Genomic DNA, 16,867 nt, shown 5'->3' with positions numbered 1-16,867 from the left:
TATTACGAAAAGGCAGAATTTTCTAAGAAATGCTCGATTACTTGTGCTTTTTCCCCCAAAGGAAAGCGCAGATGAGACTAACCAACCCACCCGCTAAAAACAACCAAGCTAAAGGAATAAATGCAAATGATTCACGTAAACGACCGTCGTCGGCTACCGTTGGGTCACCCACCCAAAAAGCCATCGCACTGAACAAGGATAAACAAAGCAGTGTTAACCCTAACCAATATGTTTTGAGTAATTTCATAAAAGCATCGAGAATTTGCAGAGGAATATAGGTATTTTGACCCGACTAAAGCAAAATTAGTTCACGCTTTTTGCCGATATTTTTAGTGCTAATAATGACGAGGTTTATCGATAACTAAAGCGGGATGATTAAACGAATAATGGCAAAATAAAGAACTTATTAGCCAAGCCCCTACACTCATTTACTGTCCATTTTAAAAGCGTTAGGGCTCTATCAACTTGTACTATTTGATAAATCTATTTTCCATGTAAAGTCTTGTTCTACTTGAGCTTATAACGACAGCTTATTGCTCTTTAGCTTTACGCTCAGCAGCTTTACGTTTGTTGCGTTCAGCTTGGTGTTGTACAAAAACTTCTAGCTCTTTCTCGCCCCAAGCTTGTGCTTCAGCTTCAGTTGCAAAACCCATTTCGCGCTTAGAAACCGTCGTTCTGCGTGATGAGATTTGACGTACGATTTCACCGCACCAACCGTTACGTTTTTCAACAGTGCGTACAGTAAATTTTTTATGATCAGACATAGTTGTTTCCCTAAAAAAGCTTCAATGCAACACACTCAGGTTCGGTTGCACACCTTGCCAAACTGCATTTTAGACATAAGCTTTATTGGTTAAAAAAGTGACAGATAGCATTCATTAATAACCCTATCTATTAGTAGGGCGTCATTAAAACATAGTCGCCTATCTTTTTGTAATCTTTTATCGCTTGGTTGCTTATTTTGGTTCTCGTAAACTCTATGAGATGATATTGCCGAAATAACAACGCTTTTTGCATGCGATACTGTTGTGGCACGCACCCTGACAAAACTAGAGATCCTATTTGATGAATATTGAAACCATTTGGGCAGAATACCAAACTAGCCTAAAAGCCTTTCTGCATAAAAACATCAGTAACCCTGACGATGTAGATGATCTCTTGCAAGAAATCTTAATCAAAACCTATCGCAGTTTGAATACTGTAAAAGATCTCACCAAGATCAAGCCTTGGCTGTTTCAGATTGCGCAGCGTAGCATCATCGATTTTTATCGTACACAAAGCAAAAATCAGCCTCTAGAAAATGAAGACTTATGGCACGAGCAACCTAATCAGCAGTTGTATGACCAACTTGCTGAGTGCGTATTACCCTTTATCAATGCATTAGATGAAGACGACAAACAACTACTGAATGCGATTGAAATTGAAGGCATTTCACAAAAGGATTATGCCGAGCAACACGGCATCAAATACTCCACCCTAAAATCTAGGGTTAAGAAAAGTCGCAATACGTTACACGCCGCCTTTAAGCAGTGCTGTGATTTTGAGATGGATACAAAAGGTAATCTGGTGGATTATCACAAGAAATACAAAGAGTGTAAGCCTCAGTAAAATGGCGGCATTTAGGCTTTTCGAACATATGAAAAGCCTAAAAAAACGAAATCACCTTGCTTGGTTCAAAAAAATGGACACCATTAGCGTTTCATCAATCAGTCCATCGGCCAGTAGTTTTGTCGCGCCTACTGTGCAGCAATGTTCTGGCAACTTTGAGTCGAGATACCTTAAAGCTGACTCCCACTCGTCTAACGTAATGTTTAATCCACCGCTCAGCACTATCAATGCTGTGTCGGGTTTGATATCACCGCTACTGTTACTGCCACGTGCAAAATCTCCTAGTGCGTTATCAATAGCATTGAACACCCGAAATTTTCCTTTCGCGCTTCCTTGAAAGAAATACCCTTTTCCCATGTTGCAGAACACAGAATAAATATCGGCATAATCAATACAAACAAACCCCTTTAGCTCGATACTTTCTAGTATTCGATTGATGAAATTGCCTTGCTGATGCTGACTCTCGATGCAAAATGCACTATCGACCTGACCAAGCCAACGTTGCCTAGTGGCTTCATTGTCAGCGACTACCACAGTAAAATACGCCTTGCCCTGCTGCAATTTACTTTGCAAACGACGCACCTCACTTTGATCCATTCCGTCATCGACAATCACAATCAGATCAAACGGGGTTAAACACGCACTACTCACCTGCTTTGCAGAGGCAAAGCAAGTACGCCCGATGGCTGATAATAGAGCCACTGATAACACATGCGACCGATTAGATATAATTAAGAAATCGGCACACTGTTCACTGTATGCCACGGGTAAAAGCCGCGGGTCTTGGATTACCGTCTCAGTCGCCACTGCCTCACTCTCTATGCTCATTATCACTCAATCCCTTTTGGCTTGAGTAAGTTACTCACTTTCTTCTCCACGCCACTAAAAATGGCATAGATTTTTATATCATCTTGAGGAAAATCACTGATCACCGTGCCGATAATAATGGGGATTTCTGATTCAATCTTCTCAGTAAGCAACTCACCGGCGAGATGGATTTCATCCAACCTTAATGAATGGTCAGCAGTAATGTTAATCAGCACCGCTTTAGCTTTTTCTAAATCATAATCTTCCAATAAAGGATTGATCAGTGCGGTTTCCACTGCCTGTTTGATTCGATATTCGCCCACACCTTGCCCATAACCGATCACAGTAGCACCCGCACCGCTGATAACGGTTCTTACATCAGCAAAATCTAAGTTGATGTAGCCTGTGGTCGAAATTAGAGAGTAAATGCCCAGTAGTGAACGTTTGAGAACCTGATTGGAAGATTCAAACGCTTCAATCAAGGTGCTACTTTTGGGCATAGTGTGCAGCAGTTTTTGGTTGGAAACCGTCACACACGAATCTGATGTGGCGTTAATTTTTGTTATCGCCTCTTGGGCAAAAAATTGCTTTTTCTTGCCTTCAAAGCCAAAGGGCGTGGTGACTATGGTGACGCAAAGACACTCCTCTTCACTGAGCATTTTCGTCAACACGGGGATAACGCCGGTTGCTGTGCCACCGCCAAGTCCACCAGCGATAAAGATCATGTCATAGCCAGTAAGGTGCTGCTTTATCTCATCAAATGAAGCATGAGCGGCTTTTTCACCCACACTAGGGATCGCCCCAGCACTGCGCCCATCCGTTACCTGTTGACCAATCGCCATACGAGTGACTCGCTCATCACTTTCTAGGCCTCGTGAGTCGGTATCAAAGACAAACAGATCGACATTGTCATCCAACTCTTTTTTGATGTAGTTAATCGTATTGTGACCACAGCACCCTACGCCAACGACAGCGATTCGATGCAAATGCTCAGGTAAAAACATGTAAGTTTCCTTCTATATTCAGATAGAGGAAAAGCATAACTTGCATAGCGACGTAGAGTGTCGCTAATCCATATACACATACAAATCATAGGGATAATTATTTGAAAGTGAGATCTAACAGCAGATGAATACTAGAAAAGAGGAGCTAAAGAGAAGATTTGGAGCCGCATGGCTGTTGTCTAATACCTCTCACTAAGCAATTTCTGGTAAGCTCTTTTGCATCCATCGCTCAGTTTGCTTTTTTACACCCCGCATCGTAATTAAGGGATGAGTATTATTACCTCAGGATCGTTACATGTCTCAATCCGGCTCTTCTACCGCCATAGAAATCATCGATAACTTTGTGGCGCCAGAGTGCAAAGCCCTTGTAGAAATCATCTATCAAGACCGCGATATTTTATTGATTAATAAACCCAGTGGCTTGCTGAGTTTGTCAGGGAAAAATCCGCTAAATTGGGATTCGGTGCATTATCGTTTAGTGAACGGTCAAATTGGAGTCGATGGACAACAGGCAACGCCTGTATTTGCCGAGGCAAAACTGCCACATCGACTCGATTTAGGCACCTCTGGCATTATGGTGGTAGGGCTAAATCGCGAGGCATCAAAAAGCCTCAATCAACAGTTTCAAACCCGCACAGTTCAAAAATGTTACCTAGCAATGCTATCTGGCTGGGTTGAGGCCGATAGTGGACAAATCTGTGCGCCGATTGCCAAAGATAAAACCTTATTCCCTCGGGTAAAAATCTGTCACGAAACGGGCAAGAGTGCGACAAGTGATTATCAGGTTATACAACGTTTAGATAATCCAGCCAGAACTTTAGTGCAGTACAGCCCTGTTACTGGGCGGACTCATCAATTGCGTATCCATAGCCTTGAATTTGGTCACCCTATTATCGGTTGCGATCTTTATAACAATCTCGACCTTTCTAACTCTCATCAAAGCCAAAGCCAGCGCTTAATGCTGCATGCCAGCGATATTTATTTTACCCACCCCACTACGGGCGAAGCTATGCACGGGCATAGCCCAAACCCTTTTTAGATAAAGTGGGGATTTAAGGTTCTGGCTCCAAATGGCGAATATCAAGACCAAAAAGAAATCCCATTCCAAGCCAAGAACCTTAAATTTGCGAGCCATAAACTGGCTATCTAAGCTATTGAATACTCAGCAATCGACCTCGTTCTAGATCTTGCTGCGCCGTTTCTGGGTCAATGTTTTCATTGTGATGCCCATGAGAATGACCATGATCGTGGGAATGACTGTGATGATCATCATGATGATGGTGGTGCGCTTCATTATGCATTGATTTTTGCGCCAACTTATCTGTATCTAGAAAGCTATCGGTTAACTCAGCGCAGTAAGTCTGGTCCCAGATCTGCCTTCCTTGCTCATCACTCATTATCTCTTCGGCTTTTTGGCCTAATCTATCCATATAAAACAGCCCAAGCTCTTCTCCCGATACCTGCGCATACTCGATGAGGTTTTCAAACACAGGCTCTTGCTCGGCATCAGACAAATAGCCATTTTTATAGCAAACAGTTAATCCAATGATGTCATTGCCAAGCTGTTCGAGCTTTGGATTAAAAAAGTTGTGACTGTGATTGTGCCCATCAGCCAATGCAAATGTAGGGACAAGTAATGAACAGATGATAATGAAAGGTTTGACTGCTTTTTTCATAGGATTAACGATATTTTTCATGGGATTAGCCTTTGCTATTTAATTGGTATTAGATGGGGAATCTAATTGGATTCCCCGAACTCACTCCCTTGTAATCTTCCTAAATGATGAAACCTTGCTAGTCGATAACGATTCGCTGTGGTGGCAAGGTATAAGTCATCTTGTTTTGTTTCCATTCACCTTTGGCTTCTAATGCTTGCGCCAATGCCTGCGCCTCTTTACAAACATTCACCGGCTTGCCATCGGCCCAATATGCCGGCCCAGAGGTATAACCGCACATGACAGAAAATGTATTTTGTCCATTTTTCGTGGTGTATTGGGTTTGGATTACTCCGCCTTGCCCATGAGTCACTTTTAGCGAACCAGCATCGGCAACATGAATGTCATCAGTTGGGTTAGGCTTTTCATACGTTGAATATGTGCCCCCTTCTGACATGTATTGGTTGTCGTACATGGTGTAACCCTTTTTCTCGGAAGGTAGCGTAAGCTCGTAGTTTGGGTCTATTGGCGCTAAACGTTGTTGGTTGTCAGTCGCACCTGGGTGATAGTCATGTGCATTGGATTGGTTGTTGGCAAAAGCCGTTCCTGAAACTAAGGTCAAAACCACAGCGGCGATTAAAGATTTCTTCATAATGAACTCCAAATAATGAGTAAATAACAGTGAACAAATAAAATGGTTTAAAATGAATGCTTGGTAAGAGGGTGCTCATACACCCTCTGCGTGCGCCAATTATTCTTTATCTGCGCCCTCAGTTGGCTGCGTTGGTCGCGTGACTGATTTACGGTCTAAACCATGGTGCTCTCGCACTCTATCTAAATACTCTTGCTTGGTGTTCATGCCTTCTTTCATTGACTCTGGAACAGACTCTGCCGGTATAATGATGTCTGAGTCCACTGGCCATTCGGTCATTAGTTCAGGCATATACCCTTCTGGATAGTACAGTTTTGGATCAATTTCTAAGTCACGAATTTCCTGTTCTTGAATGTCTTCACGACGATTCTTTGGTAATGGGATTCGGAAATCTTGACCGTCTGCCAAATCAAACTGCGGCGCTCTGGCATTCGGGAAGTTCGGCAAAATACCTTCACGTACCCACGCATTGTCTTTGGTCATGTTCACGACAATCCCATCTGGCGCGCCAAAGTGGTAAGGGCCTTTCCAGTGGTGGCGAACTTCGGCAACCGTTTCTTCGTTTAGATACGGGTCAAATGTCATGTGCGTGGTCATAAACAAACGAGGCTGAACTTCATTGGCAACATAACCTGCGGCATAAGCGGGTGTATGGTGCGTGTCAACGGTATAGCGAGCTAAAAATGGTGGCACGCCCTGAATAATGGATGACACGCCAAAGGTCTCGGTTTGCAACTCAGTAATAAAGAGATCCGCGCCTTTTGCGTATTTCAAATCCAGCTCTGTAGGTCTGCCATCACCGGTCCAAACAAAGCTCAGTACGCGGCCGTCATCTTGAGTCCAATTTAAGCGATAACCCGATGCGCCATCTTTAGCGTGACTTCTGCGCCAGTGAATCACCTGCACATTATCTTGGTCATAAATCACGCCGCCATCGTCACGGAAATCAAATTCATGCACCACAATGTCGTTGCCGGCAGGGAATACATCAAACGCATCAGTGTGCCAGTTCAGCATTTGCTGCATACCTTCAATCATATGGCGCGTGCCATACTCAGGAGATGCGCCACTTGGCCCGTACACATTAAGTGGTTTTTCCCAGCGCCCATTCCAGCCGCCAAACTGATACAGATAAGGTAAAGAACCATAATGGTCGACGTGCAAGTGAGTGATGAAGATATGATCCAGCTCGTTCAGTGCCACGCCCGCTGCAACATAGTTTGCAATAGAAGCTTCACCCAAATCGAAGACAAAATTTGAACCATTACCTAGCTCAACATAAATAGAAGTATTAGCTTGTCCTGGACGAATCATTGGCGATGTACCCATGAAGGTGACTCGCATTTCATCCGGCTGAACTTCTTCGGTGCGAGGGAACCAGTTTGCCCCTGATACCATGTGATCGCCATACGGTGCGATACCTTCAAACATCAGGCCTTCTTTCCAACCGGTATTGGTTTCTTTTCGGTAATCACCGGTGTTTACGCCGCCCATAAGAACAGCAAGAACATCTTCTTCTGATGAGTAGAGTTTGCCTTCTGGTTGTTCAGCAAGATATTCTTCAAGCGTTTGACCATCGTGGTATTCAAACTTTTCAAGATTTTTAATTTCTGAATGCGTTTTTTTAGTGTTGTATTGCAGCATTGGGTCATTCGCAAATGCCATGGTTGATACGACCATCGCCGTTGCAATCAAAGATAATTTCGCAAAAGTTCTCATAGTGTTACCTATCGGTTTGAGTAATAAGTTTGTGAAATGAAGTTCCCTCCTCACTCCGATGTGGCAAATCTTATATCCAAATCTGACCACGATAAATTAGCCAAACTTTGCTTAAAACCTCACTTTGATTTATGTATTACGGCTTATCGCTTGTATCACTGCCACAATAATCAGTCGCTATCGTTAGTATCTTTAGCCTTGAGGTGACAGGCACAAAAAAACCACCAAGTGGTGGCTTTTGCAAGGTCGTAAAATAAATCGAAAGTAGAGAGGTTATGCGTCATCAAAGACGAAAGTCATTGCTCATATCCCACCGCTGATCATCCAGCTCAATGTGTTGTAAGCCGTCTTCATTAAACACCATAGTGAGTGAGGGATCTGGCGAATCGAGGAAGACTTCATAAGCATAATCATCAAACTCTGATTCTAAGGAAATGTCTGAGTCATGAGCGAATGAAGAGGATGAAAAAGCAATAAATGCGATTGTGCTGATCGTCTTGTTCACTGTTTTATTTATGGTCATATGAGTGCCCTCGTTTGTTTGAATACCCCTATATTTACCTACTATTTGCCGCATAACTATAAAGGTGGCTTTAGTTCTAACCTCACCTCTGTTTATGTATTGTCGTACTCGATAGGTTAATTTAACGGCTGATACCCTCGCCCAGTCATACAGTTACGCATCACTTGTTCTCTTTCTTGTTGGTTCTTTTGCTCGGCGGCATTTTTCGATCCCCGACCTGACAATATCCCCATCGTCGTTCCTATTGCTGCCCCCTTTTTTGCCGCCTCAGAGCCTGAATTTCCAGAAATTGCACCCGCTGCTGCACCTGCCGCTGCGCCTCTTGCGCCACGTTTTACGCCTTGCTCTACAGCGCCGCTTCCTTGATGGTTGCCCACGTCATTAATCAGCGCCTCACATTGTCTTAAATCGGTGGCAAACTCATGCTCATCGTATTGTTGTTGGTCAAAAATCAAGTTGTGGGACATCGCAGGAAATGCAGTCAATATGCTGAAAAATAACAACATATAGGGTGATTTAACTCGGAATGGAAAGCGTGAGAAATTCATGAACTGTCCTCTGGCTAAGGGCAACTCCATTTGCCGATACATTGATAGACTAATAAAGATTAGAACTGGTAAGAGATACCTAGGGTTAGGATATTGTCGTTGTCGATTGGCCCACCGAAACTATCACCGCTAGTCCTCACTTCACCTTCATTGGTGTTGAAGTAGGTGTACTTTATATAAGGCGTGAAATCATTGATGGTTTTAGAAAACACGACTTCATGTTCATTGGTACGATAATCGTCTTGAGAGAAAAACGCCTGGTTGTTTTCATGGGTGTAACCTGAACCGTCTCTATTCTCATGCGTATATTGGTAAGCCAAATTAAAGCCGCCCCAATTTAAATTGGTACCCGCTATGAATTTATTAGTATTGATTCCCGTATCGGTCAGGTTTTCTAGCACTTGCCCTGAGCGGTTATAACCTACGCCGGTAAACAGGCTGATATTGTCATTTAGGTCGTAATTAATAATACCTTCAATGAGCACTTCTTCGCCCGTTTCCCACTTACCCAGTTCGGTATAAACATTAAAATCAACATTGTCCGTTAAGCTAAAGTTATGCCCATAACCTGCGGCAAGCCAACCTTGATCGTCAAAACCAATATAAACACTGCCGTTTTCAGACACCGCGATATTTGCGCCCGCTTCAGTGGCATACTCTCCATTATCAGCCGCATTGGAGGCGACATTTTGTTCTAGATAAACAGACGTTGAATTTGCAAAGGCGGTTGCAGTAAATGAAGTGGCGCAAATAAGTGCTAAAGCTCGTAATTTCATGATGTTCTCCACGTGTATTAAGTTGAATACACGGATTATCCTGAAAGCATGAACTTGAATATATAAACTGAAGTTAAGACAAAACCTCACCTCAATTTATGCTAGCCACTACGCTTGGTTAGCATCACCGGTGATTGCTTTGCGCAAGGCTTCTCTTTTGGTTTTGTGAAAAGGGTCGTTGAGATAACGGCGATGATAAATCATATTAAATTTGATTTTGTTCAGAGGGATTGGGATCTCATGGATGCGCAGTCGCATATCCAGAGCAAATTCTTCAGCTATAGCGCGTGATGAAGAAGCAATAAAATCAGAACGCGATGCGATGGTCAACATGCTAGTAATCGAACCCGTTTCGATTTTTACTTTTCTTGCCGTAATGGGCTTGTCGCTTAAAAATTCAATGGTGCTAAGCTTATTTCTTCGCACTCGAAGGGCAATATGTTGCTCTTGATAATACTGCTCTAACGATATTTGTTCGGTGATTCTTGGGTGGTCCATTCGAGTAAGACACACCGCATCCTCGGCATGAAATTCTTCAACAATTAAGCTCTGCTGCTTGCTCGACATGCCATCAATCACTAAATCTACTTTTTGCGTGTACAAGTCATCAATGATGCTCTCTTCGTTGAGCGGTGTTTCACCAATAGTGATATTGTCGATATGCGCCACTTTAAACAGCACCGCTTCACTGCAATAAATATTGAGATGCTCTTGCTGACCTTCAACCGTTTCTAACACGGACATCGGTGATTCAATTTTATTAGCCAAAGTCACCGCCGCACCCGTTGGCACAATGCCGCGCCCTTCACGCACAAACAGCGCTTTGCCAACCACCAGCTCAAGACGCTTTAAAGCCGCACTCACCGCCGGCTGTGACAGGTCGAGCTCTTCCGACGCCAACGTAATTGATTTGTGTTTATAGACTGACAGAAAAGTCGTAAATAAGTTTAAGTCCATGTTTAACCGCTCTTAATTCCCTTAGATCTAACCTATGCAAAGAGCTGAATATTGGCAAGTATTAATTGTGGAAGATACTGATTTGGCGTTGAGGCTTTGGTTCCGCTTATCTAGCTATCTAAGCGATAACTTACCCTTGGTTAAAAAGCTGTGCGACTGTGTTCATTGGCAGGAACATACGAATACTTCCATTATGTTCACACAACACTTGAAAACCAAACTTGGTATAGAACGCTTGCGCTGAGTCAGTAAGGCAATCCACGACAATGGCGTATGCCCGCATATGGTGGTTAACTTGCCATAGGTACTTTAGAGCACGGATTAGACTGACTTTACCTAACCCAGAGCCATGAAACTCCTTATGCACTCCTAGCTGAGCCAAAAGAAAAACAGGAATGGGATATCGAGGCAGTTTCTTGGCATGTTGCGCTGGCAATGTTTCTCGGCTAATAGAACTAGGCGCTACACTGTAAAAAGCACAAATTGCATATTTTTGATTTAACAGTGGTTGAGAGCTAGGTAGAACCATAGTTCGGCTAATACCTGCTTGCATGTGTTTTACTGCTTGAGTCCTGATAAATGTATTTAATTCTCGCTCACCGCAATCAAATGAAGTGCGATCATGCTTAGATTTATTAAGTTCTACGAACTCATTACCCCAACTCACTTAATGCCGCTCTCATCAGTGAACCTAACCGCTTCAAGTAACGCCTGATTTGGCGCATTGGCCTTATCGCAAGCGACCATAAATTCATCAAACACACTATCCTTAACTACGATACTTTCATGTTGCTCAATTACCTGAGTAGCATCTTCATCCATAAGCCTAACAACATATTCAGTTAAACTTTTTAGACCAAGTAACGCGGATGCTTTTTCAGCTCTAGCCTTGATCTCTTCATCAAGACGAATATCTAAACGTGCAGATGCCATAACCTCTCCTATGTACGGATACTTGCCGTAACAATCTGGATTATAGTATAAATAAACAGCACCTTCAATTTGTACGGATGTTTTACGGAATCTAAAGTAACAGGACAAGTGCACGTTGTAGTGCTCCACTGTTACTCTTCTATAAGACCTTACTTTTTCAGTTCAGATGTAATCGCACCAACTGTTCGACAGTGAATTGCAGCTAATACCTTAACTTGTTTACCAGATGAAAACTGTGCAGCTAACTCAACACCTTGCTCGTCTGTCCAAGGCAGTGCCTTCCAACTTCTAGCAAACAACAATACCAATAAAGAAAAACGGGGCAGACCCCTCATTTTGCACGTTAGTACAAAACAGCGACCTGCCCCGTCAATAGTGAGTTATATAACCGTATTATTTAAATACGATGTTAGAACCAACCATCTCTTCAGTCAGTACCGTTAGGTTAGATGCACCCACCGAACCGACAGCTTTAACTAGACCTTGCTCATCTCGCTCCATTGCTGGTTTGTCAGTTGAGATGCCTTTTGGTAAAGGATCTAGTCCTTCGATTTGGCCGTAGAAGATGTTGTTCTTGAATTTAGAACCTACCATCTTGAATTTCTCACCTTCAAACTGTCTAAATGCGTTTGTGCCAGGCTCAGCTGCAATAGATAGGTTGTTTTCAAATACAGTGTCAACCGCTGGGAAGATTGTCTCAGCGCGAGTGTTGTCTGTTAGGCTCACACGGTGGATAGCGTTACTACCAAAAATACCTTGTGTGTTGTTCACTAAGGTGTTGTTTTTCACTACAACATCTTTTGGCGTCCACTGCTTCTGTAGCGTTTTACCCACAGAGTCTTTGCTTAACACTTCGCCATTCGCCACATCGATGATGCCAGTATTTAGCACAAGACCGCCACGATACGTGCCCTTGCCTAAAGTCCCTTCGATGTAGTTGTTTTCAATCAGGTGATTTTCATCATAAATACGGATACCACCAGAGTTAACTGTCGTGCCCGGCAAGATAACATTGTTCGTTACAACGTTATTGTGACCGTGGCGCAGTGAAATCATAGAAGTACTGTTGCGAATAGTATTGCTGTCAAACGTAACGCCACTCGCCTTAATAGAGATTAGCTCGATTTCACCTGAACCTTTTTTACCGACATAACCACTGATGTTGTCAAAGTAGTTGTTCTTAACCACACTTTGAGAATCAAACAATGAGTTGTGGCTATCGCCTACACGGATTGCTTGGCGGTCATTACGGTTTGTTCGAACCATTTTCGGATTAGAGTTTTCAATCAACTCGATATCCAAAGCGGTCAGATCTTTGAAGATATTACCTTCAATCAAAGTCTTTTCTAACTTAGCTGAAGTTTGAACAACAAGCATTGCACCACGCTTGTACTTACCTTCAAAAGTGTTGTTAGTAATTTTGTTGTTTTCGCCGCCAACAGTTACCCAACGGATGTTAGGGTATTTGCCTTTCGCATCTGGCACGTAAGGATAATCGTTGAACTTGTAGATTACAGAGTTATTCAGTGTGTTGTTTTTGCCGAAGATACCGAACACACCCATGATGTTTGCATCATGGCTTACTGTGCTAAGTGTCGCGCCGCCATCTGTAAATACCAAGCTTTCAATTAGGTTGTTATCACCTTTAATGATGAACTGAGTTGAGCCATTAAAAATAACACTACCCGCAACTTCAGGTTTAATAGTGACGTTGTTAGCCGTTAGCGTAACGCTACCCAAATCACGGTAGTGACCTGCTTTAATGCTGATCACGTCGCCATCTTTAGCGTTTACGATGCTTTCACGAAGCTCTAGAACTTGCTGCATTGACGCGATGCTAACGCCTTGATCTACCATCACCAAAGTCGGTTTTGTTACCAACTCAGTTTGACCTTGGTTAGCGGCACAACCCGCTAGTAGTAAAGAACCTGCGATTAATAAAATGGGTGTCTTTTTCATGACTATCTCTTTTGTAGGGATTTATTCTGAGGCGAACATTAGCAACAACAATCACACTCAAGCAATTGCATAGAGCCATTATTGCTATCAAAGACCGCTCTTTTTCGTCATTTTGTCGACTAGATCATGTATTTTAATACTACAAGTAATGCGGCGGTAATTTGGTCTTGAAAAATGGAGTGGATGTCAGTAGATAACCCGCGAACACTTGGATAAAAAATAGGCTATAGGTTGATATGAATTGCGACTAAGGACAGATTTTTAATGCTTAGGTGTGCTAATTTGTCTGATCATTATGGGAATAAAGTTGTGGCATCGAGTGCAAGATAGCTAGGGACTTTTAAAAACAAATGAGATGATTTTAATGTGATAGGGTAATTTTATGCTTGCATCACAGTAATTGAGGGAGGCCCCCCTTCCCTCAAAAACATTATATAGAAAAACGAAGTCTATTTAGACAAGATTGATATCATTATTTGTTCATGTTTTTCAATATTCTCTCGACCTTTTCCGTCCGGTCCCCAATCATCATACGTCATCATAATTGCTTGTTTTAAACTCTCTGCACGATTGTTCTCTTGATAAAACTTTTTCTTATCTTGTGGAGAATAATTACTTAATCGAGAGTTGCTGCTTGGGGATATTAGACAAAGATTCCCAAAACGATCAACATCCTTCATTTTGCTCGCGCCAGATGGGTCGGTTTGCGGAAAGTGATGCTCAACGGATGTTCTGAAAGTAAATTGAAAATTTGAAAAATGCCCACCTAATTCACCTTTATCCACTTTACCGACAGATTTTCCATCTGAAAGTTCTCGCCACAATAGGTAATCTAATCGATTAAAAACAAAGTTTTGCACGCCTGTTCCTTTGTGCAATACTCCTGACTTCTCTTCATTAAACGCAAGATCTTCTTCATCACCCGTAATTTCTTGGAAGTAGCGATCACTTAAATTTTCAAGTTCAGCTAAGTATGCCGCACCATCAACAGCTAAATTTAGTTCCTGTGTTATATTCTTATTCAAAATATTTAAAACATCATTTAGCCAACGTTTATAGACCTGCGCCGGATTAGATACATGAAACATTGCTAATATCATGCGAATATTTTCATTGTTAGCGCCACTTAAGGCATTCGGATACTCAGGACTTAAACTATTAGTGCCACTTTGATACGCATTAAGCCTTAATAAACTCCACTTACGTTTCTCATCATATTGGTCAGGTTTAATTATGTAGCTATCAAAAAGAATTCGATACTTCAGTAACTCATAGACAAAAGCTTTAGCAGTAACCTTAACCTTCAAATCATCTTTAGAAATAAACGCATCGAGCAACTTCTTATCATCTAACGAAATACTATCTTCCGGTTTCATCAGTTTTAAGACGTGAAGTAAAAAATTTGAGAAGTCGATAACACTACCAAAACGTTCTTCCTTCTCGTACTCTTCATCATAGGTATTTGAACTGGAGACCTTGTTCTTGATAATTTCTCGTAGCGTCATGCCATTTTGCTTTTGCTGCTTGCTCGTGTGCTTTTCTTGAATCGCTTCAAAGCTTGTTGGCATCGTCTGCCAAGTTGTTCCGAATATCTCTTTTCGTAGATCCGATTGAAAGCCCATCTGGGTATAACGCTTCATATTCGAACAAGCATCCCAGATTGTAGAAAAGCAGTTTCTTTCTTCATCACTCTCAAGCGTAGCCATGAATTTTGCTTTCAATACTTCATGCTTTTCTAGCTGTTCACCACGGTTATTCATAATCTCAAAGTAGTGGTTGAGATCGGTTTCTGGTGGAACAACCACTCTCAGTATGATGACACTTTCTAATAGATAATCGAGAAACTGCTGAGTTTTATCCTCTGAATCTAGCCCTTTGGTTTTGAAGTAGCGCTTAATAATCTTGAAGGCTGCATGAATGTTAGGCTCTTCTGACTCACTATTGGTTTTATTTGTATAAATACTATCAAGAGCTCTGGATGATTTTGGACGACTATCAAAAGCTAGATTAATTTTTAACACTTCTAACTTTTCCTTATCCAAACCTTCTTGATGCTTTAGATAAGCTAATAAGATTGAAAGCGTTGTATGTCTCTGTTGCCCATCAATGGTTTCGTACACCACATTAACACCATTTGATTGATTGGTTCGTTGATAAACAACCAGGCTACCTAAATAATAATTAGTTGCTTGAACGGGCTCCGATTCATCTGATTGAGTTATCAGCCCAGCTGCATCACTAATATCTTGAATAAGTTGCTCAATCTCTGTCGCACCCCAAGCATAGTTACGCTGATAGATAGGGATAACATATTCAGTTTTGCTGTCGAACAGTGCTTGAACCGATAATTGTTCTACTTGATTAGTTTGAATCATTTAGCTTTCCCGACTTCATAGCTTTAATGGAGTTATTAACGTGTTTAGCGTTATCAAAATTAGGAGACTCAATATATGGAGGTTGATAACTCAATACCTGCTGAGGATGAACGGCTTTGTTGATTGCTCTGAACAGTCCGTTACGTGCTTTTGCATGGTTATCCACGGACTCCATACCAATACGCATTAGGTAAACTCGTAAGTAATACGCCCAGCGATAACAGATTTGAGCGGCTTTATCTAACTCCACTTCACCAAACTTATCGTAGTAGTACATCACGGCGCACAAGAATAGGTTTCGTACATAACTATCCCCTTTGCGATAACTTCCATCGTAAATTGTGTACTGATCTACAAATGAGGAAAGCCTTGCATCTTTGCCAACAAATAACGTTGAATAAATACCCATGTAGTGCTGAATGTACTCAAAGAAACGCTTACCATTGATCATCACCTGATCAACTTGGAATGGATAACCCTTGGTTTGCTTGTCCCATTTACGAGAAAGATCGGCATTAAAAGTTTCAACTGCATAATCTAGCGCAAGCAATGAATCCACATAAGCGTACTGAGTGCTATCTAGGTTAATGCCTTTGAATACATCAATATTATGGCGACTGAACTGTATGCCATAGTCACCATCAATCCAGCGGCGCATACGGAACAAGAATTCCCCCATAATTGTATGCAAGTTTGCTATCTCATTATCAGGGTTAACGCCTTGCTCCCACAAATTTACGTGGTGTAGGCGCTCGGTTTGATCTGTGGAGCCCATCATTTCACGCAGATGGTAAGCCTTTAGCAGATCATGAGGGGCAAGTGCTTTACCACGAGCATTTTGTGAATCGAAGAACTGGAAGGCTTCACTTAGGTCATCTAGCGTAACTTGAATAAGCTCGCACTTGTTAAGGACAAAATCGAGTAGTTCTTGCTTTTCTGTGTCTGACAGACTCACTACACGTTCAGAGATAATCTGAGCGTTGTTCTTGAGGTTCTCGATACTAACGGAGGATTTAAATTCATGCTCAAGAAGCGTTGATGAGACGGTTTCCTCTTTTCCATCAAGAATGGTGCAAAATAGCGTTAAGGTGAAGAGGCGCTGCTGACCATCTACAATGTTGAGTGTGCCATTTTCTTCTTCAGTTTCTGAATTTTTGACTTGATGCAGTACCACCGTACCAAGCCGATAACACCTCTTAGTGCAATGGTTAAAGATGTCATCCACTAGCTGATTAACGTGTTTAGGTTGCCATTTATATGGGCGTTGGTAATCAGGAATAGTGAGTTTTTGGGTCAACAACTGTGAGATGGTTTGAATTTGAGCTTGAGGTTGATTGAAGATAATTGCCAT

Annotated in this window: 18 protein-coding genes and 1 pseudogene; 2 read left to right on the top strand and 17 right to left on the bottom strand. The window is 42.1% G+C overall.

The window, feature by feature from the left end:
• Positions 1-37 precede the first annotated feature (37 nt).
• Both QV280_RS04630 and QV280_RS04625 read right to left on the bottom strand, forming a co-directional pair.
• Positions 38-247 carry a DUF3955 domain-containing protein gene (locus QV280_RS04630; RefSeq protein WP_152821938.1) on the bottom strand — a complete coding sequence of 70 codons (210 nt, stop codon included), beginning with the start codon at positions 245-247 and terminating at the stop codon, positions 38-40.
• Between the two features lie 286 nt (positions 248-533).
• Positions 534-764, bottom strand: a pseudogene (locus QV280_RS04625) (DUF3622 domain-containing protein); the annotation flags it as partial.
• A 301-nt stretch (positions 765-1,065) separates the two neighbouring features.
• On the opposite strand from QV280_RS04625, the gene sigZ reads away from it, so the two are divergent.
• Positions 1,066-1,608: an RNA polymerase sigma factor SigZ gene (gene sigZ / locus QV280_RS04620; RefSeq protein WP_152821936.1), complete on the top strand. Its 543-nt coding sequence runs from the start codon at positions 1,066-1,068 to the stop codon at positions 1,606-1,608.
• Positions 1,609-1,659: 51 nt separating this feature from the next.
• Here sigZ and QV280_RS04615 read toward each other — a convergent pair whose 3' ends face one another.
• Positions 1,660-2,436: a hypothetical protein gene (locus QV280_RS04615; protein ID WP_152821934.1), complete on the bottom strand. Its 777-nt coding sequence runs from the start codon at positions 2,434-2,436 to the stop codon at positions 1,660-1,662.
• 2 nt (positions 2,437-2,438) lie between these two features.
• Positions 2,439-3,419, bottom strand: coding sequence for a cell division protein FtsZ (locus tag QV280_RS04610; protein WP_152821931.1), 981 nt, complete (start codon positions 3,417-3,419; stop codon positions 2,439-2,441).
• Positions 3,420-3,714: 295 nt separating this feature from the next.
• Between QV280_RS04610 and QV280_RS04605 the strand changes: the two genes are divergently transcribed.
• A complete protein-coding gene (locus tag QV280_RS04605; protein ID WP_152821928.1) occupies positions 3,715-4,458 on the top strand; it encodes an RluA family pseudouridine synthase in 744 nt (247 codons plus the stop codon).
• A gap of 112 nt (positions 4,459-4,570) precedes the next feature.
• Here QV280_RS04605 and QV280_RS04600 read toward each other — a convergent pair whose 3' ends face one another.
• The 13 genes from QV280_RS04600 to QV280_RS04540 all read right to left on the bottom strand — a co-directional run bounded on the left by QV280_RS04600 (position 4,571) and on the right by QV280_RS04540 (position 16,867).
• Positions 4,571-5,095 carry a hypothetical protein gene (locus QV280_RS04600; protein ID WP_447026274.1) on the bottom strand — a complete coding sequence of 175 codons (525 nt, stop codon included), beginning with the start codon at positions 5,093-5,095 and terminating at the stop codon, positions 4,571-4,573.
• Positions 5,096-5,213: 118 nt separating this feature from the next.
• Entirely contained in the window at positions 5,214-5,726 is a 513-nt protein-coding gene (locus tag QV280_RS04595; RefSeq protein WP_152821923.1) for a hypothetical protein, read from the bottom strand.
• 99 nt (positions 5,727-5,825) lie between these two features.
• Complete coding sequence (gene gntH, locus QV280_RS04590) at positions 5,826-7,445, bottom strand: guanitoxin biosynthesis MBL fold metallo-hydrolase GntH (protein WP_152821921.1); 1,620 nt, start codon at positions 7,443-7,445, stop codon at positions 5,826-5,828.
• Positions 7,446-7,728: 283 nt separating this feature from the next.
• Positions 7,729-7,968 (bottom strand): hypothetical protein, encoded by a 240-nt coding sequence (locus QV280_RS04585; protein WP_023404833.1) that lies wholly within the window; start codon positions 7,966-7,968, stop codon positions 7,729-7,731.
• Positions 7,969-8,084: 116 nt separating this feature from the next.
• Positions 8,085-8,516 carry a glycine zipper family protein gene (locus tag QV280_RS04580; RefSeq protein ID WP_253912593.1) on the bottom strand — a complete coding sequence of 144 codons (432 nt, stop codon included), beginning with the start codon at positions 8,514-8,516 and terminating at the stop codon, positions 8,085-8,087.
• Positions 8,517-8,575: 59 nt separating this feature from the next.
• Positions 8,576-9,292, bottom strand: a complete 717-nt coding sequence (locus tag QV280_RS04575) for a hypothetical protein (RefSeq protein WP_152821919.1) — start codon at positions 9,290-9,292, stop codon at positions 8,576-8,578.
• Between the two features lie 108 nt (positions 9,293-9,400).
• On the bottom strand, positions 9,401-10,249 hold the full coding sequence (locus tag QV280_RS04570; RefSeq protein WP_152821917.1) for a LysR family transcriptional regulator: 849 nt from the start codon (positions 10,247-10,249) through the stop codon (positions 9,401-9,403).
• A gap of 130 nt (positions 10,250-10,379) precedes the next feature.
• Entirely contained in the window at positions 10,380-10,916 is a 537-nt protein-coding gene (locus QV280_RS04565; RefSeq protein ID WP_367869612.1) for a GNAT family N-acetyltransferase, read from the bottom strand.
• Entirely contained in the window at positions 10,913-11,182 is a 270-nt protein-coding gene (locus QV280_RS04560) for a type II toxin-antitoxin system TacA family antitoxin (RefSeq protein WP_152821915.1), read from the bottom strand. Before QV280_RS04560 ends, QV280_RS04565 begins: the two co-directional genes overlap by 4 nt.
• A 149-nt stretch (positions 11,183-11,331) precedes the next feature.
• Positions 11,332-11,517 (bottom strand): hypothetical protein, encoded by a 186-nt coding sequence (locus QV280_RS04555; RefSeq protein ID WP_152821913.1) that lies wholly within the window; start codon positions 11,515-11,517, stop codon positions 11,332-11,334.
• Between the two features lie 58 nt (positions 11,518-11,575).
• Entirely contained in the window at positions 11,576-13,141 is a 1,566-nt protein-coding gene (locus QV280_RS04550) for a polysaccharide lyase 6 family protein (protein ID WP_152821910.1), read from the bottom strand.
• Between the two features lie 449 nt (positions 13,142-13,590).
• Positions 13,591-15,516 carry a GmrSD restriction endonuclease domain-containing protein gene (locus tag QV280_RS04545; RefSeq protein WP_152821908.1) on the bottom strand — a complete coding sequence of 642 codons (1,926 nt, stop codon included), beginning with the start codon at positions 15,514-15,516 and terminating at the stop codon, positions 13,591-13,593.
• Positions 15,503-16,867 (bottom strand): DUF262 domain-containing protein, encoded by a 1,365-nt coding sequence (locus QV280_RS04540; protein WP_152821905.1) that lies wholly within the window; start codon positions 16,865-16,867, stop codon positions 15,503-15,505. Before QV280_RS04540 ends, QV280_RS04545 begins: the two co-directional genes overlap by 14 nt.

It is taken from the genome of Vibrio sp. B1Z05 (assembly GCF_052955985.1).
This window is presented reverse-complemented; position numbering and strand designations above follow the sequence as displayed.

Bases quoted from the DNA above. Each gene is read 5' to 3' on its own strand.
- QV280_RS04630 (WP_152821938.1), bottom strand. From the start codon at position 247: ATGAAATTACTCAAAACATATTGGTTAGGGTTAACACTGCTTTGTTTA.
- sigZ (WP_152821936.1), top strand. From the start codon at position 1,066: ATGAATATTGAAACCATTTGGGCAGAATACCAAACTAGCCTAAAAGCC.
- QV280_RS04615 (WP_152821934.1), bottom strand. From the start codon at position 2,436: ATGAGCATAGAGAGTGAGGCAGTGGCGACTGAGACGGTAATCCAAGAC.
- QV280_RS04610 (WP_152821931.1), bottom strand. From the start codon at position 3,419: ATGTTTTTACCTGAGCATTTGCATCGAATCGCTGTCGTTGGCGTAGGG.
- QV280_RS04605 (WP_152821928.1), top strand. From the start codon at position 3,715: ATGTCTCAATCCGGCTCTTCTACCGCCATAGAAATCATCGATAACTTT.
- QV280_RS04600 (WP_447026274.1), bottom strand. From the start codon at position 5,095: ATGAAAAAAGCAGTCAAACCTTTCATTATCATCTGTTCATTACTTGTC.
- QV280_RS04595 (WP_152821923.1), bottom strand. From the start codon at position 5,726: ATGAAGAAATCTTTAATCGCCGCTGTGGTTTTGACCTTAGTTTCAGGA.
- gntH (WP_152821921.1), bottom strand. From the start codon at position 7,445: ATGAGAACTTTTGCGAAATTATCTTTGATTGCAACGGCGATGGTCGTA.
- QV280_RS04585 (WP_023404833.1), bottom strand. From the start codon at position 7,968: ATGACCATAAATAAAACAGTGAACAAGACGATCAGCACAATCGCATTT.
- QV280_RS04580 (WP_253912593.1), bottom strand. From the start codon at position 8,516: ATGAATTTCTCACGCTTTCCATTCCGAGTTAAATCACCCTATATGTTG.
- QV280_RS04575 (WP_152821919.1), bottom strand. From the start codon at position 9,292: ATGAAATTACGAGCTTTAGCACTTATTTGCGCCACTTCATTTACTGCA.
- QV280_RS04570 (WP_152821917.1), bottom strand. From the start codon at position 10,249: ATGGACTTAAACTTATTTACGACTTTTCTGTCAGTCTATAAACACAAA.
- QV280_RS04560 (WP_152821915.1), bottom strand. From the start codon at position 11,182: ATGGCATCTGCACGTTTAGATATTCGTCTTGATGAAGAGATCAAGGCT.
- QV280_RS04555 (WP_152821913.1), bottom strand. From the start codon at position 11,517: ATGAGGGGTCTGCCCCGTTTTTCTTTATTGGTATTGTTGTTTGCTAGA.
- QV280_RS04550 (WP_152821910.1), bottom strand. From the start codon at position 13,141: ATGAAAAAGACACCCATTTTATTAATCGCAGGTTCTTTACTACTAGCG.
- QV280_RS04545 (WP_152821908.1), bottom strand. From the start codon at position 15,516: ATGATTCAAACTAATCAAGTAGAACAATTATCGGTTCAAGCACTGTTC.
- QV280_RS04540 (WP_152821905.1), bottom strand. From the start codon at position 16,867: ATGGCAATTATCTTCAATCAACCTCAAGCTCAAATTCAAACCATCTCA.